Source organism: Hydrogenispora ethanolica, from assembly GCF_004340685.1.
GTDB lineage: Bacteria > Bacillota > UBA4882 > UBA8346 > UBA8346 > Hydrogenispora > Hydrogenispora ethanolica.
Window position 1 is genome coordinate 83,687 of the sequence record NZ_SLUN01000015.1, and the last position, 15,370, is coordinate 99,056.

Consider the following 15,370-nt stretch of genomic DNA (forward strand, 5'->3'; position numbering starts at 1 on the left):
ACCGGCCCGGATCACGAAGGAGGACCCCGCCTTGACCGATACATTTGTGACGGCTGTTACCCGCGAAGCCTTGTGGACGATTCTGTTGATCTCCGCGCCGTTGCTTGGAATCGGCCTGGTGGTCGGCCTGGTCATCAGCATCTTTCAAGCGACGACGCAGATCCATGAACAGACCCTGTCGTTCATTCCGAAGCTCGTCGCCATCCTGGTATCGATGGTCATCTTCGGACCCTGGATGTTGCATACGCTGGTTTCATTTGCCGATAAGATACTGGGCAATTTGAACCAATTCACTTTTATCAGGTAGGGACAGGATTTGAATTTTGAAAGCCTAGTGGGAGTCAGTTTAATCCAGATCTTGCTCGGGTTTACCCGGACCTCGGGCCTGGTGGTGACGGCGCCGATCTTTCAGAGCCGCAGCGTTCCGATACCGGTCAAGGTCGTGATCTCATTCGCCCTGGCGCTGGTGATAGCTCCTTTCATCCGGGTCCAAGCGGATTTTATTCGCTACCCGCTGGGCGTGGTCATCCTGATCCTGTTGCAAGAAGTGTTGGTGGGACTCATCATCGGCTTCATTGCCAACTTTGCTTTCTATGCCGTTCAGCTCGGCGGGTATTTTTTCGATGTTTCACTGGGCTTTGGAGTGGTGAACATCATCGACCCGAACTCCGGAACGGAAATGCCTTTATTGGGGCAGCTCAATTACTTGATAGCAATGGTCGTTTTTTTGGCCATCAACGCTCACCACTCCGTGATTCTGGCGTTGATCAAGAGCTATGAGATCGTGGGCCCCGGGATGCTCACCTTGAAAAAAGAGACCACCGGCGTGGTTTTGAGCGCCTTTTCCGGAATGTTCCTATTGGGGTTCCGCATCGGCCTGCCGATCATCGGCGCCATCTTCCTGACCGATGTGGCGTTGGGGATCATCTCGAAACTGCTGCCGCAGATTAATGTATTCATGATCGGTTTTCCGGTCAAAATCCTGCTGGGCCTAATGATGCTGATGCTGTTTCTCCCGGTATATATCATGGTTTTGGAGACGGTCTTCGCCAATTCGGGGGATACCTTCCGGGCGATCCGTACGATTCTGCTGCAGCTGCATGGGTAGTCACGCGGCGGCGGAACCTTGTTGGCCGGCAGGATCAGGCATAGTCAGAGGCTGAGGGATGATGGATGAAGTTTTCCCAGTTGCGATCATATTGCAAAGATAACCGGCTGCCAGAGCGGCACCCCGCGGCGGCGTTCCGTCCCTTCGATTTACAATTTTTCGCCGCGTCGGATCCGGACCGGACCGAAGAAGCGACTCCCAAGCGGAAGAGCGAGGCCAGGCAGAAGGGGCAGGTATCCAAGAGCGCCGAGTTGAACTCGGTGGTTGTTTTATTGGCAGCCTTTATTTTCATTAATACCCTGGGCAGCTGGATCTATTCGGAATTGGCCAATTACATGAAAGTCTGCCTGGCGCCGGCGGCGCTTTCCAAAAATCTATCCCAGACTAATGCTCAGCAGCTCTTCCTCGAACATCTGGTGTTTTTCCTGAAGGTCTTCCTGCCGCTGGGGTTGGGCGCGATGGTCGTGGGAATCCTGGTCAATTTCTTACAAGTGGGTCCGATGTTCACCATCGAGGCGCTGAAGCCGAAGTTCAGCCGGATCAATCCCATCAGCGGCATGCAGCGTCTCCTGGGGATCCAGGGCCTGGTGGAGCTGGCCAAGTCCGTTATCAAGCTGTTGATCATCAGCTATTTTGCTTATTCGACCATCCGCGACCATCTGTTTTCGCTCCTGGATGTGGTGGCCCAATCGCCGCTGGACACGGCGGTGCTGATCTGGACGATCATCTACCAGGTGGCGCTGAAGATCTGCGTATTCCTTCTCATCCTGGCGATCTTCGACTATCTCTATCAGCGCTGGGAGTTCAATAAAAGCTTGCGGATGACCAAAAAAGAGGTCAAAGACGAGTACAAGCAATTGGAAGGCAATCCGCAGATCAAAAACAAAATCCGGCAACGGCAGCGCCAAATCGCGGCGCGCCGCATGATGCAGGATGTTCCCAAGGCGGATGTGATCATCACCAACCCGACCCATCTGGCGATCGCCATCCGCTACGACGCGGCGGAGATGGCCGCGCCGGTGGTGGTCGCCAAGGGCGAGGGCTTTATCGCCCAAAAGATCAAAGAGATTGCCAAGGCCCATGATGTCAGCGTCGTGGAGAATAAACCGCTGGCGCAGACCTTATATAAAACCGTGGAGATCGGGGAAGCCATTCCGGCCAACCTCTATAAAGCAGTCGCCGAAGTCCTGGCCTTCGTCTATCGCCTGAAGCGCCGCTTCGCTTGACCTCCACCCATGACGGCCTTTGAGTCGGACCGGCCGGAGCAGTTGCTTGAGCGACTGAAGGAGTTACTTGAGCGACTGGAGGAGTTACTTGAGTGACTGAAGGAGTTACTGGAGTGACTGAAGGAGTTGCTTGAGTGACAGAAGGAGTTGCTGGAGTGACAGAAGGAGTTGCTGGAGTGACAGAAGGAGTTGCTTGAGCGACTGAAGGAGTTACTTGAGTGACTGAAGGAGTTACTGGAGTGACTGAAGGAATTGCTTGAATAACCGAAGGAACTGCTCCGGGCGGGGAAGGGATTCCCAAACCGGGCTTGGAACGGAACCTGGCAAATTTAAACATGGAATGGATGGGAGCAACCAATGGCTCAAGCGATGAACCGCACTGGCATATTTTCCTGGAACTCATTGCGCAATGGCGAAGTGGTCGTGGCCCTGATCGTGACACTGGTCCTGACGATGTTCATCATTCCGCTGCCCTCGGTGATGCTGGATCTTTTTATTACGCTCAATATCTGCGGCGGCTTCGCCATCGTCCTGCTGACGACGTACGTGCAAAAAAGCCTCGAGTTTTCGGTCTTCCCGACGCTGTTATTGTTGACGACCCTTTTCCGCTTGGCGCTGAGCGTTTCCTCCACCCGTCTGATTCTGTTAAACGCGGAAGCCGGAAGGGTGATTGAGGCTTTCGGCCAGGTGGTGGCCGGCCATAACTACGTGGTTGGCTTTGTAATGTTCATTATTCTGACGATCATTCAGTTCCTGGTCATCACCAAGGGCTCGGAACGCGTGGCCGAGGTGGCCGCCAGGTTTACCCTGGATGCCATGCCCGGCAAACAGATGAGCATCGACGCCGATCTGAACGCCGGATTAATCAATGAGACGGACGCCCGCGCCCGCCGCCGCGAGGTGGAGCGGGAAGCGGACTTCTACGGCGCGATGGACGGGGCCAGCAAATTCGTAAAGGGCGACGCCATCGCCGGCATTCTGATCATTATCATCAACATCGTGGGCGGTTTCATTATCGGAGCCACCCAGAAAGGGTTCACGATCCAACAGTCGCTGCAGACCTATTCGCTGCTGACCATCGGCGACGGCCTGGTGACCCAGATCCCGGCGCTGCTTTTGTCCACCGCCACCGGCATTCTGGTCACGCGCTCCGCTTCCGAGGACAATCTGGGGAGCGATCTGGCCCGGCAGTTGCTGGCCTATCCGAAGATCTTCTATTTCGTGGCCGGGATGATCGGCTTCTTCGGCATCATTCCGGGAATGCCGAAATTGGCCTTTTTCACCATTGCCGCGATCATCGGGTTCATGGGTTACCGCTTGCAGACCGCGCCGGCCCTCAACGAACCGGCGGCGGCCGGGGAGGGCGGCGAGGAAGCGGCCGAAGAAGTCAAAAAACCGGAGAATGTCAACACCCTGTTGCAGATCGACCCGATGGAGCTGGAGATCGGCTACCGGCTGATCCCACTGGTCGATCCGAACCAGGGCGGCGACCTCTTCGAACGGGTGACGATGATCCGGCGCCAGACCGCGTTGGAGCTGGGAATGGTCCTGCCTCCGATCCGGATCCGCGACAATATGCAGCTGCTGCCCACCTCGTATGTGATTAAAATCAAGGGCGTCGAGGTGACCAAAGGCGAGATCATTCCCAACCATTACCTGGCCATGGACCCGGGAATCGTGGCCCAGCCGGTGGAGGGCATCGCCACCACCGAGCCGGCTTTCGGGCTGCCGGCGATCTGGATCACCGAAGCCCAGCGCGACGAGGCCGAAATCTCCGGCTATACCGTGGTGGATCCGCCCTCGGTCCTGGCGACGCACCTGACGGAGGTTATCAAGTCCCACGCCTATGAGTTGTTGGGACGGCAGGAAGTCCAGTCCCTGATCAATAATTTGAAAGAGGAATACAACGTGGTCGTCGGCGAGTTGATTCCCAACCTGATGACCATCGGCGAAGTCCAAAAAGTACTGGTCAACTTGTTAAAAGAAGGCATACCCATCCGCAATCTGGTGACCGTGCTGGAGACCCTGGCCGATTATGCGCCGATGACCAAGGATCCGGAGCTGCTCACCGAATACGTGCGGCAGGCGTTGAATCGCCAGATTACGAAGATGGTCCAGTCGGAGGACGGGGTGATCCGGGTCATCACCTTGGATCCCGAGCTGGAGCAGACGCTATTGAAGATCCAAAAAGAGGCCCGGGAAGGCACGGGCCTGGCGGTGGATCCCCGTTTGATCCAGCAAATCTACGACAAACTGGGCGCGCTGATCCAAGAAGTCAATAACTCCGGCGGCCAGCCCGTCATCCTGTGCTCCCCGGGAGTACGGCTGACATTTCGTAAATTAATCGAACGCCTCTCGTCAAGGCTGATGGTCTTATCTTATAATGAGATCAGTCCGGAAGCGGAAGTTCATTCCATTGGGGTGGTGGCAATTCATTCATGAAAGTAAAACGCTACGTAGCCGGGACGATTCAGGAAGCAATCGCCCGGGTCAAAAGTGATCTGGGACGGAACGCCATTATCTTACATACCAAACAGTTCAAAGAGGGCGGCTTTTTGGGGCTCTTCGCCGAGCGCCGTTTCGAAGTGATCGCGGCGGTGGATGAAAATGCCGCCAAAGCGCAACTCACTGGCAACAGCGAGGCAAGCGGCCGGGACCCGGCCGTTTATCCGGCGCTCCGCGCCGAAGCGGCCGGCGGCGAGACCGCGGAACGCAGCTTTGCCGCAGCGGAGGAACGCCGACAGCTGACCGGCGAGCCGCTCTTGCAAACGCTCCAATCCGAACTGGGCGACTTGAAAAAGCTCATCATGAAAGTGACGACACCCCTGGAAGAGGCGGCCGAGAAGAACTCCTCGCTGGCGGCGGCCCGCAAGCAACTTCGCGAGCTGCAGTTGGAAGAAGATGTGATCGACGAGTTGTTGTTGCAAATCCCCAATCATGTCTTGAATAATCCGAATGTCTCGGAGAAGATCGTTTTGGCCCGTTGCGGCCACGCCTTAGTCAATTCACTGCAGTTTGACGGCGGGATCCAACAAGGAGACCCCCAGAAACAACAGATTGTGGCCTTCATTGGCCCGACCGGAGTGGGAAAAACCACGACCATCGCCAAACTGGCGGCTAATTTCAGTCTTTATCACGGCCGCAAAGTCGGCCTGGTCACGCTGGATACCTTCCGGATCGCGGCCGTGGAGCATCTCAAGACCTATGGCGACATCATCAATCTGCCGGTGGAAGTGATCTATTCGGAAGACGATTTTGACCGGGCCTTGGAGAAGCTGCGGGAATGCGACCTGATTCTGGTGGATACGGCGGGCCGGAGCCCTTACAACCAGCTGATGCTGAATGATCTGAAGCGTTTTCTGTCGCATCCCGAGATTAACCAGATCATGCTGGTGATCAGCGCCACCACTCAATATCACGACATGCAGAAGATCGTCGAGCGTTTCTCGCTCATCTCCTTCACTCATTTGATCTTTTCCAAATTGGACGAGACCGACCATATTGGACCCATTATCAATCTGGCGTGGAAAAATAAGATTCCCCTGGCGTATTTGACCACGGGCCAGAATGTCCCCGACGATATCGAGCTGGCCAACCCCGCCCGGTTAATCTCTCATCTGTACAAGGGGGCCGTGCATGGCTGACCAGGCGCAACGTTTACGGGAGATTATGCAGCAAAACCGGGCGCCTTTCCGGCCATCCCGGGTCATTGCCATCGCCAGCGGCAAGGGAGGGGTCGGCAAGACCTGCATCGCGGTGAACCTGGGGATCACCCTATCCAAGCTCGGCAAGCGGGTCGTGCTGGTGGACGCCGATTTGGGCATGGCCAATGTCGATGTGTTGATGGGGGTCATCCCCCGGTACAATGCGGGCAACGTCATCTTTGACGGGAAAAAAATCAGCGATGCGCTGGTCGACGGCCCCTATGGCCTCAAGCTGTTCGCGGGCGCTTCCGGCCTGAATGAGTTGGCCGATTTGGACGATATGCATTTGGACCGCTTTTTGAAAAATCTAAATGAAATTGAAAATTATGCCGATATTATGCTAATAGATACCGGAGCGGGCATTTCCAAGAGTGTTTTGAAGTTCGTGCTCTCCGCCGACGAGGCGATTATTGTCACGACGCCGGATCCGACCGCGATCACCGACGCCTATGGCATCATCAAAGTGATCGTCGGTTATGAGCCGCGGCTTCCGATCCGGGTGGTCGTGAACATGGTTCAGTCGATGAACGAAGGGGCGCAGGTCATTCAGCGGCTGAGCACGGTGGCGGAGAAATTTCTCGCCGCCCGCCTCACCAAGCTGGGTTTTTTGCCCCGGGATCCCGTCGTGGCCAAGGCTGTGAAAGATCAAATTCCTTTTGTACTGAGTCATCCCCAAGCTCCGATCAGCAACTCGTTTGCTCAGATCGCCGAACGTTTGGTGGGAAAAGAGGTAACAGGTTATCAAGGGCCGGTTGAGCAGCCCAGTTTCTTTGAACGCTTTTTTAAACATTTTCGACGGGTATAATTCAGATGGATTTGCAAAAGGGCGATTGCCTGGAAGTTGAACTGGTGAATCAAAAGCCGCAACACTCATTCTCAGCCCGGGTCATGGGCCTGGGAGACGGCTGGGCACGGCTGGCCATTCCCGATGAGTGGCTCGAACTGTGCAGGGTCGGAACATCGTTACGGCTGTTTTTTTCGCGAAAAGACGATGCCTCCTACGAAGCCTTGTCGAGAGTTACCGAATGGATCGAGAGCGGCTTCGATCCCGATACCTTTGAACCGTTCCGGCTGGTCAAAGTCGAAGTGCCGCGGGGGTTTCTGCGGAACCAGCGCCGCTCCTATGTGCGGGTCAATGTGCAGATCCGGGTCGATCTGCTCTACTTTTACCAGGATCAGGTGCCGATCACCGCGCTGACGGCCGAATCGTTGAATCTTAGCGCCGAAGGCGTTCGGCTGCTCACTTTACGCCCGTTCGAGCCGGGGGCCCGCCTCATGATTCTGTTGCTGCTCCCGCAAGCGCAGGGAGTTGAGGAGATTTACACCCATGCCGAAGTGGTGCGCAGCGAGTTCATCCCCGAGACGGAAACCGCCTCGCCGGCCAGGTATGGCACGGCTTTGAAGTTCTTGCGAATTTCGCAGATCAATATGAAGAAGATTTTGAAATTTGTTTATAAACAGCAGGAATTACAGGCAAAAAGTCTAATTTAACTTTTGGGGGTGGCGAGATGGAGATATCCCAATATTTAAGCGTTTTTATGGATGAATGTCAAGAGCATTTACTGACTCTGAACCAATCATTGCTTGAATTGGAACATAATCCGGACAGTTCCGGGATACTCGATAAAATCTTTCGAGCTGCTCATACCCTAAAAGGTGCCTCGGCTACCATGGGCTTTAACAAAATGGCCGATCTGACCCATGCGATGGAGGACGTCTTAAGCAAACTGCGGGCCAAGGAAATGAGCTTGACCGCGGATATGATGAATACGTTGTTTGAAGCCGTCGACCTTTTGGAGATCCTGACCAATAAAATCGGCGAAGGAAAAGAAGAAGACATCGAGATTAGCGGCGTAGTTCAGGAACTGCGTCATTTTGTTACCGCCGATACCGCAGTGGTCAAGGTGGAACGCCGCCAGAAACTGCAACTGCGCTATCTTGAGGCGGAGAAGGAACAGATTGCCGCCGCCATGGACCAAGGCGCCAAGCTCTATCATGTCGATGTTACGTTGGCCGATGACTGCCTGTTAAAAGGCGCCCGCGTTTTCATGGTCTTGCGGGAGATCGAGAAGAAGGGAACGGTTATCCGGAGTATTCCGACTGTAAAAGAGCTCGAAGATGAAAATTTTGAGCTTCGTTTTATTATCGGTTGCGTCTCCGCCGCTACGGCGGGGGAGATTCACAAGGCCGTCTATAACATCTCGGATGTGGCCAACGTCGAGGTCGAGGAAGTGCCGCTCGACGAGATCCAGCTGGAGAAGAGGGTTCAAGATGCGGCGGACCACGATAAGACCAAAATAAGCAGCAATCCTACCGTCCGGGTGGAAATCCGCAAGCTGGACGATTTAATGAATTTAGTCGCCGAACTGGTCATCAACCGCTCGCGTTTGGAGTCGCTCGGCTCGACTCTCCGCTCCAAGGAACTGAATGAAGTGGTTGAACAGGTGGGCCGTTTGACTTTGGATCTGCGGGACAGCGTCCTCAAAGCGCGCATGGTCCCGGTGGAGACGGTCTTCTCCCGTTTTCCGCGCCTGGTGAGGGATCTCTCCAAGGAACTCGGTAAACAGATTGAGCTGGAGATCTTTGGCGGCGAGACGGAGTTGGACCGCACGGTCATCGATGAGATCGGCGATCCGTTAGTCCATATCATTCGGAATGCGATCGATCACGGCATCGAAGGCATCGAACAACGGCGCGCGACGGGCAAGCCTGAACAGGGCAAGATCACGCTCAACGCTTACCAGGAAGGAAACAATGTCATCATCACGGTCACGGATGACGGGCGCGGCTTTGATCCCAAGAGGGTCCGGGAGAAAGCCTTGCGGTTAGGTTTGGTCTCCCCCGAGATCCTCAGCGAGATGCCGGATGAGCAAATCCTCGATTTCACGTTCTTGCCCGGATTTTCTACCGCCGACAAGGTGACCGACGTTTCCGGGCGGGGCGTCGGCATGGACGTCGTCAAGACCAAAGTCGATTCGCTGGGCGGTTTGGTCCATATCGAATCGGAGCTCGGTGAGGGTTCGCGCATTGTGATCCGGCTCCCCTTGACCCTGGCGATCATCCAAACGCTCATGGTCCAGTTGGGAAAAGAGATCTATGCAATTCCTTCCAGTTATATCGACCAGATTACCAGCCTGAACCGGACGGATATCAAACGGGTCCGGAAACAGGAAGTCTTCATGTTGCGCGGTGAGGTGATCCCGCTCATCCGTTTGCAGGATGTTTTGGAGATTCCCGATGCCAAAAACAGTTACTTTGATGAGTTGGACGTGGTGGTTTTGAAAGTTGGGGAACGACTCATCGGATGCGTGGTGGACGGATTGCTGCGCCAACAGGATGTGGTCATCAAATCCCTGGGTGGTTTTCTGGGAGCGATCAAAGGGATCGCCGGAGCGACCATCCTCGGTGATGGACGCGTGGCTTTGATTCTGGATATTCGGGCCGTGGCCTAAACTAGCGGGGGAGGTATCATCATGCGGGAAAAGTTGCAGGTGCGCGAAGAGACGAAGCAATTGGTCGTTTTTAAACTCGGAGATGAAGAGTTCGGCGTCGACATCCTCCAAGTTCGCGAAATCGAGAAGCTCGATCAACCTATCACTCGGGTGCCCAGAGCGCCGGAGTTTGTCGAAGGAGTCATCAATCTGCGGGGGGAAGTCATCCCCATTGTCGATCTTCGGAAACGATTCGGCTTGGTGGTCCGGGATATTAGCAATCAATCGCGGGTGATCATCGTCGAACTGAACAACAACCAAGTCGGCATGGTCGTCGATGCGGTGGTAGAGGTGTTGCGGGTCAATCTTTCGGATATCGATCCGGCGCCTGCCATTACCAAAGGAGTGGACGCTTACTTCTTAAATGGAGTCGCCAAACAAAACGACAGGTTGATCGTCCTCTTAAACCTGGAAAAGGCACTCTCGGCGGAAGAGACCAAGGAATTAAGCTCCATGAATATGGAGGCGGCCGAATGATTCGGTTGGAGGATCTCAGCCACTTGCAATTGGACGCGTTAAAGGAAGTCGGGAACATCGGAGCGGGCCACGCCGCCACCGCTTTGTCGCAAATCCTGTTGGAAAAAGTGGATATGACGGTTCCGCATGTGTCGATCATGCCGCTCAGTCAGGTCGATCAGGTCATGGGCGGCCCGGAGCAAGTCGTTAGCGGGATCTTTATGCGCGTCTTCGGGAATGCCCCGGGCAAGATCGTCTTCCTGTTCGCGGAGGACGAAGCCGTTTCCCTGGCGGATTCGGTAATCCGCAGCAATCTGGGAGCGCAAACCGATTGCGATTTCCGAGAGTCGGCTCTGAAAGAGATCGCCAATATCATGACCGGCGCTTACTTATACGCGTTAACCCGGCTGACCGGTTTTAACCTTTTGCCATCCGTGCCGGCGCTCGCCAATGATATGGCCGGCGCCATTATCAATACGGCATTGTTGGATTTGGGAGCGGTGGGTGATTATGCACTGTTAATCCAGACCCAATTCAGTTTAATTTCGCGGAAGATTAACGGTCATTTCTTTCTGGTGCCCGATCCGGATTCCCTGGAACTCATCTTAAACGCTCTTGGGGTTGGAACCGGATGGAAGAAGTAATACGGATTGGAATGGCCGAATTTGCCGTTTCAAGAGCTCCTCAAAAGATTACTACTCTGGGTTTGGGTTCTTGCGTGGGAGCCTCGATCTTCGATCCTTTGGTTAAAGTGGGTGGTATGATCCATATTATGCTTCCATACAGTTCCATGGCGTTAAAATCGGAAAATCCCGCCAAATTCGCCGACACCGGTTTGCCTTTGTTAGTCGAACGATTGGAACAATTAGGAGCATCCCGAAGCCGTATGTTCATGAAGATCGTGGGTGGCGCCGAGATGTTCAAGATCGACGGCCCTGATGACCGGTTACGGATCGGCGCGCGGAATATCGAAGCAGTGGAGAGTATCTGCCAGGAAATGTCCTTGCCGATTGTCGCAAGAAGCGTGGGAGGGAATACTGGTAAAAGTATTGTTTTAAATTTAGAAGATGGAAGCGTACAGATCCGGATGATTAGTGGTATTATTGTGATATGAGAAAATATGACACGCCGTTATTCATGATTCGGAATGAAGCAGTTGCTGATGTATCCAGGCTCATAGCGAAAGGTTACGGAAAATAATATGCCTTTGGCAATCTCTGATAGATTGACGCAAGGAAGACTAGCGGCCAATGGATGGTAAGGCGATTATTAGGATGAAGGAGGGTAGCGATGTCTTTCGACAAGACTACTCAGAGTGAGGAGACTTTGTGGCACGATTATTTGTTGTCCAAGTCCCCGGCTACCAGAGAATCAATTATACTTAAATATGCTCCCTTGGTAAAATATGTCGCTGGACGCGTTGCAATTGGCTTACCATCGAATGTTGAATTTGATGACCTTGTAAGTTTTGGGGTTTTTGGCTTGATGGATGCGATCGAGAAGTATGATCCTTCCCGTGGCATTAAATTTGAAACCTATGCCATATCGCGAATTCGCGGCTCGATCTTGGATGGTCTGAGGAGCAATGACTGGGTGCCGCGTTCGGTCCGGCAAAAAGCCAGAGAATTAGAGCGAATCTGCTCTGATCTGGAGAATAAACTCGGACGTTCGGCCTCTGACCAAGAGATCAGTGAGGCGATGAACATCAGCATCCAAGAGTTTTATGAATTGTTATCGGAAGTAAGCAGCACCACATTGAGTTCACTCGATGAACTTTGGATGGTGCATTCCAATGACGAAGATTCGGTGCGTGTTCTCGACCTGGTCAGAAACAATGAAAGCGAAGATCCGCTACACCAGGTGGAAATGGAAGAGATTAAATCGACTCTGGCATCCGCCATCGATTATCTTCCGGAACGGGAACGGATGGTCATAGCGCTATATTACTACGAAGGCTTGACACTGAAAGAGATCGGGGAGATCATGGAGATATCCGAGTCCCGGGTTTCCCAGATACATACGAAAGCAATTTTCCGGCTTCGAGGCAGGCTCAACCGTTGGCGTAAATCTTATACGGAGATCTAAAATGAGTGACGATGCTGCTGCGAAAGTTTTAAATTATGACGGCCGGTACCGTTTCGAGGTTTCCGCGGATGGAATGGAAGCTTTTTTGACCATCTTTCCGCCGATAGGAACGCGGAAATTGCCCGATGCGACCGAAATTATCACGGCGTTGCAAGCTGCCGGGATAACCTACGGGATTCAGGAGGATTCCATCCGGGATGCCGTTCTTCAAGGCAACGGAAAACCGGTACGAATTGCTGCCGGCGTCAAATCGGTGCCTGGGAAAGATGCGGAATTCATTTTCTACTTTAAGACCGGGGTATTCCGGAAGGCAGCGATCGAAGATGGTTACGGCAAACTCGATCTGGGCCAGGTTGAAGTCGTCCAAAATGTCGAAGCCGGTCAGGTCATCGCCGAGAAAATAGCGGCGGGTCCCGGCCAAGCCGGACGGGATGTTTATGGAAAGATGATTCCGCCGAAACCGGGCTCGGACGTAGAGCTCGTTTTGGGTCCGAATGTTTTTTGTCTCAATTCCGAACAAACCAAACTGATCGCCACCGCCGCCGGCGAACCGGTACTTTCCAACGGCCGAATCGGCGTTTATCCGGTTCAAGTTATCAAAAGCGATGTGAATATTGAAACCGGCAACATCGAATTCGCCGGAAACGTGGTCATCTTCGGCAATGTGGAAATCGGCATGCGCGTCGAGGCGGAAGGCGAGATTTGCATTTATGGAAGCGTGGATGCCGCGACCATCAAAGCCGGCGGCAATCTTTTCATCAGGGGCGGTGTTTACGGCAGGGGTAAGGCGGTGCTGGATTGCGAAGGCGATTGTTCAGTCCGTTTCCTGGATAATGCGACCTTGAATAGCCGGGGTTATTTGAGCGTCCATGAATACATCATGAACGCTCAAGTGAACGCTGATCTCAAAGTAGTGGTCGAGGGCGGAAAAGGGCAGATCGTGGGCGGCCTGGTCCGTTCCGGCCAGGAGATTCTGGCGAAAGTGGTGGGATCTCGTTTGGGCATCCAAACACAGCTTGAGGTGGGAACTCCGCCCCGAATCAAGTTGGAATACCAGGAGACTGAGGCTATGTTGCGCGAGAGTCAGATTAGTCTCGACAAAGCGGACAAGGCCATCGCCATGCTCAAACAAGTTCCCAATTTGCCCGATGACAAACGCCAGATTTTGGAATCCCTGATGAATACCGCCGAGATCCTAAAGAAACGCATTGCCGACGCTGAAAATAAGAAAGAGGAGCTTGGAGCGGAGATTATCAAAAGTTCCAGTCAAAACGGGCGTATCCGAGCCCTCGAATTCATTTATCCTGGCGTAGTGGTCACGATGGGTCGAACTACCTTTCGAGTCCAGGAAGAGATCCGCTATACTACCCTCGTCTACCAGGACCGGGATATTAAAGCTTTACCGTACTACTGAGTTCACGCCTTGAAGTATGCTGCGGTCCTCAAATTGAATTCCGGGACCGAATCCGTTCAACGGATAAAGGGGGTTGAGCGAAATGCTGAAACCGGTTGACTTGCAGACGATTATGCCCCGCACATTTGAGCTGGAGAAGGTTCAGCAGACCCATAATAGTCGGCCTGTTGTGGACCAACATGAGTTTGCCAAGGAAATGCTCCGCCAATCCCAGCTATTTAAGGCCCAGGTCCAACAGGGCAATGAATCGGCAGCCGGTCAAACCATTCAGCAGAATAACCCCGAGAAACAAAAGAGTAACGGCCGGCGGTATCGCCGGTTCAACAATAAAACCCAGTCGGTAGCCCTCGAACAACCGGAGGAGACGGTTGATCAAGAACGAGGACATTTGATTGATATCAAAATTTGATATTTTTCCAGCCGTTTTTCAAGAAGACAGCCCGAATGGATTTCACTTGTTTATTTAGGGGGTAATCCCGGTGCGTAGCAGTCAGCTTATCGGTATCCTTTTTGCCAATATCCTTTTTTTCGTCGGCGGGTACTTCTTGCAGAAACGGGCTCTGGAAAAACGCGTGAAACACTTGAAAAAGCAGGTCGAAGAGCTTGAGAATTTAGTTGCCGCCATGATTGAAGAATTTGAAACGGTAGCCGGAATCGATCCGGAATCCCTGGAACCGGTGGAGGAAGAGCATTCAACATCAGCCCAGCCATTCGAAGCATCCGGAGAAATGGAGTCGCTTCTTCCGAATCCGTCTGCTGCGTCGCTTGCTTTGGAAATAGACCGAGCGGAGGAGCTTCAACCGGACCAAACCGGAGTGACGGGGGTTGATGCCGATAAGCCGGGCGACTTCCCCGGTGATTATCGGCAACGGATTTATCAGCTTTGGCAAGCGGGGGAAAGCGTTGCTCACATTGCCAAGCAATTGAACACGGGTCAAGGTGAGGTCGAATTAGCCCTTAAATTCTATAAAAGGAGTTAGGCCGTACCGATGGTGGTGCGGTTTTGTTCTATGAGCGAGTTGGAGGCGCAGGATCAAAAGCGGGAATCGATAAGTTTTGAACGCATTTTTGGCTTATTATTCTTATTGCTGGTCATTTTGATCTTAATAAATTCCGATTTTTTTTCGATAAAGAAGATAGAGATCCATGGCAACCGATATGTGGCGGAGACGGAGGTTTTGCTCCGTTCGGGCATCAGTCCGCGTCAGAATATCTTTCAAGCCAATACCGGCCGGGCCAAGGCCAATTTGCTGAATGACCCGCGAATCGCAGGGGTAACCATTATCCGGCGTTTTCCGGATAAGGTGATCCTCAGCATTTCGGAGCGAATCCCAAGGTGTTGGGCCAACTATCGGAATCGTCCGATCGTCATCAGCGAGAGCGGGTTCGTCATCGATTCGCCTTCGGCCCCTCCTGACGGTTTGCCGTTACTCAGCGGCATTCACCCGCGTACCGTAAAGTTCGGACAGCGGCTCCATGACGCCAAACTGATTCAGGGATTGAAAATATTGGCTACCGCCGACTCCGGATTACGCAGGCAGATCAGGGAGATTAACCTTGAGAATTATCATCTCTATCTGAAGTTACCTGGTCATGCCACATTAGTAGAGATTAATCTGGGGAACGCGACCCGGCTCACCAAGAAATTGTTTAATCTGAAAGCTATTTTAGGCAATGTCGCTACTCAAGAGCTGATCAAGATCGATCTGCGGATTCCCGATGTACCGACCATCTTGACAGGGAATTCAAAAGCCATCGGTCCGTGAGTTTTCCGTATCTATATAGGATGAAATAAATTTCTTAACTAAGATTTGCATTCCTAATGCAACGACTTTTAACAAAGCCGTTTGCATCGAAAAGCCGAATGTAAATAAAAACAAAGCGGA

At 53.1% G+C, this 15,370-nt stretch carries 16 protein-coding genes; all 16 read left to right on the forward strand.

Annotated elements, in window-relative coordinates; genetic code table 11:
• Window positions 1-31: 31 nt before the first annotated feature.
• The 16 genes from fliQ (at window position 32) to EDC14_RS13390 (ending at window position 15,250) form a co-directional block, all read left to right on the forward strand.
• Window positions 32-307 (forward strand): flagellar biosynthesis protein FliQ, encoded by a 276-nt coding sequence (fliQ, locus tag EDC14_RS13315; protein ID WP_132014794.1) that lies wholly within the window; start codon window positions 32-34, stop codon window positions 305-307.
• A gap of 9 nt (window positions 308-316) precedes the next feature.
• On the forward strand, window positions 317-1,108 hold the full coding sequence (fliR, locus tag EDC14_RS13320; protein ID WP_132014795.1) for a flagellar biosynthetic protein FliR: 792 nt from the start codon (window positions 317-319) through the stop codon (window positions 1,106-1,108).
• A gap of 65 nt (window positions 1,109-1,173) precedes the next feature.
• Window positions 1,174-2,334, forward strand: coding sequence for a flagellar biosynthesis protein FlhB (gene flhB, locus EDC14_RS13325; protein WP_132014796.1), 1,161 nt, complete (start codon window positions 1,174-1,176; stop codon window positions 2,332-2,334).
• A gap of 357 nt (window positions 2,335-2,691) precedes the next feature.
• Window positions 2,692-4,776, forward strand: coding sequence for a flagellar biosynthesis protein FlhA (gene flhA, locus EDC14_RS13330; protein ID WP_132014797.1), 2,085 nt, complete (start codon window positions 2,692-2,694; stop codon window positions 4,774-4,776).
• Window positions 4,773-5,978 carry a flagellar biosynthesis GTPase FlhF gene (gene flhF / locus EDC14_RS13335; RefSeq protein WP_132014798.1) on the forward strand — a complete coding sequence of 402 codons (1,206 nt, stop codon included), beginning with the start codon at window positions 4,773-4,775 and terminating at the stop codon, window positions 5,976-5,978. The genes flhA and flhF overlap by 4 nt, the downstream gene beginning before the upstream one ends.
• Window positions 5,971-6,843, forward strand: a complete 873-nt coding sequence (locus EDC14_RS13340; protein ID WP_132014799.1) for a MinD/ParA family protein — start codon at window positions 5,971-5,973, stop codon at window positions 6,841-6,843. The genes flhF and EDC14_RS13340 overlap by 8 nt, the downstream gene beginning before the upstream one ends.
• Window positions 6,844-6,848: 5 nt before the next feature.
• A complete protein-coding gene (locus EDC14_RS13345; RefSeq protein ID WP_132014800.1) occupies window positions 6,849-7,529 on the forward strand; it encodes a flagellar brake protein in 681 nt (226 codons plus the stop codon).
• Between the two features lie 17 nt (window positions 7,530-7,546).
• Window positions 7,547-9,490 carry a chemotaxis protein CheA gene (locus EDC14_RS13350; RefSeq protein WP_132014801.1) on the forward strand — a complete coding sequence of 648 codons (1,944 nt, stop codon included), beginning with the start codon at window positions 7,547-7,549 and terminating at the stop codon, window positions 9,488-9,490.
• 21 nt (window positions 9,491-9,511) lie between these two features.
• The gene (locus EDC14_RS13355) at window positions 9,512-10,006 is read left to right on the forward strand and encodes a chemotaxis protein CheW (RefSeq protein ID WP_132014802.1); all 495 of its coding nucleotides are present in this window, start codon (window positions 9,512-9,514) and stop codon (window positions 10,004-10,006) included.
• Window positions 10,003-10,629: a chemotaxis protein CheC gene (locus EDC14_RS13360; RefSeq protein WP_132014803.1), complete on the forward strand. Its 627-nt coding sequence runs from the start codon at window positions 10,003-10,005 to the stop codon at window positions 10,627-10,629. The genes EDC14_RS13355 and EDC14_RS13360 overlap by 4 nt, the downstream gene beginning before the upstream one ends.
• Window positions 10,617-11,099, forward strand: coding sequence for a chemotaxis protein CheD (locus tag EDC14_RS13365; protein WP_132014804.1), 483 nt, complete (start codon window positions 10,617-10,619; stop codon window positions 11,097-11,099). The genes EDC14_RS13360 and EDC14_RS13365 overlap by 13 nt, the downstream gene beginning before the upstream one ends.
• 176 nt (window positions 11,100-11,275) lie before the next feature.
• Window positions 11,276-12,070: an RNA polymerase sigma factor WhiG gene (gene whiG, locus EDC14_RS13370; RefSeq protein WP_132014805.1), complete on the forward strand. Its 795-nt coding sequence runs from the start codon at window positions 11,276-11,278 to the stop codon at window positions 12,068-12,070.
• A gap of 1 nt (window position 12,071) precedes the next feature.
• Window positions 12,072-13,484, forward strand: coding sequence for a DUF342 domain-containing protein (locus EDC14_RS13375; protein ID WP_132014806.1), 1,413 nt, complete (start codon window positions 12,072-12,074; stop codon window positions 13,482-13,484).
• Window positions 13,485-13,566: 82 nt separating this feature from the next.
• The gene (locus EDC14_RS13380; RefSeq protein WP_132014807.1) at window positions 13,567-13,893 is read left to right on the forward strand and encodes a hypothetical protein; all 327 of its coding nucleotides are present in this window, start codon (window positions 13,567-13,569) and stop codon (window positions 13,891-13,893) included.
• 70 nt (window positions 13,894-13,963) lie between these two features.
• The gene (locus tag EDC14_RS13385; RefSeq protein ID WP_132014808.1) at window positions 13,964-14,464 is read left to right on the forward strand and encodes a DUF6115 domain-containing protein; all 501 of its coding nucleotides are present in this window, start codon (window positions 13,964-13,966) and stop codon (window positions 14,462-14,464) included.
• A gap of 30 nt (window positions 14,465-14,494) precedes the next feature.
• Entirely contained in the window at window positions 14,495-15,250 is a 756-nt protein-coding gene (locus EDC14_RS13390; protein WP_165908005.1) for a cell division protein FtsQ/DivIB, read from the forward strand.
• The last annotated feature ends 120 nt before the right edge of the window (window positions 15,251-15,370 follow it).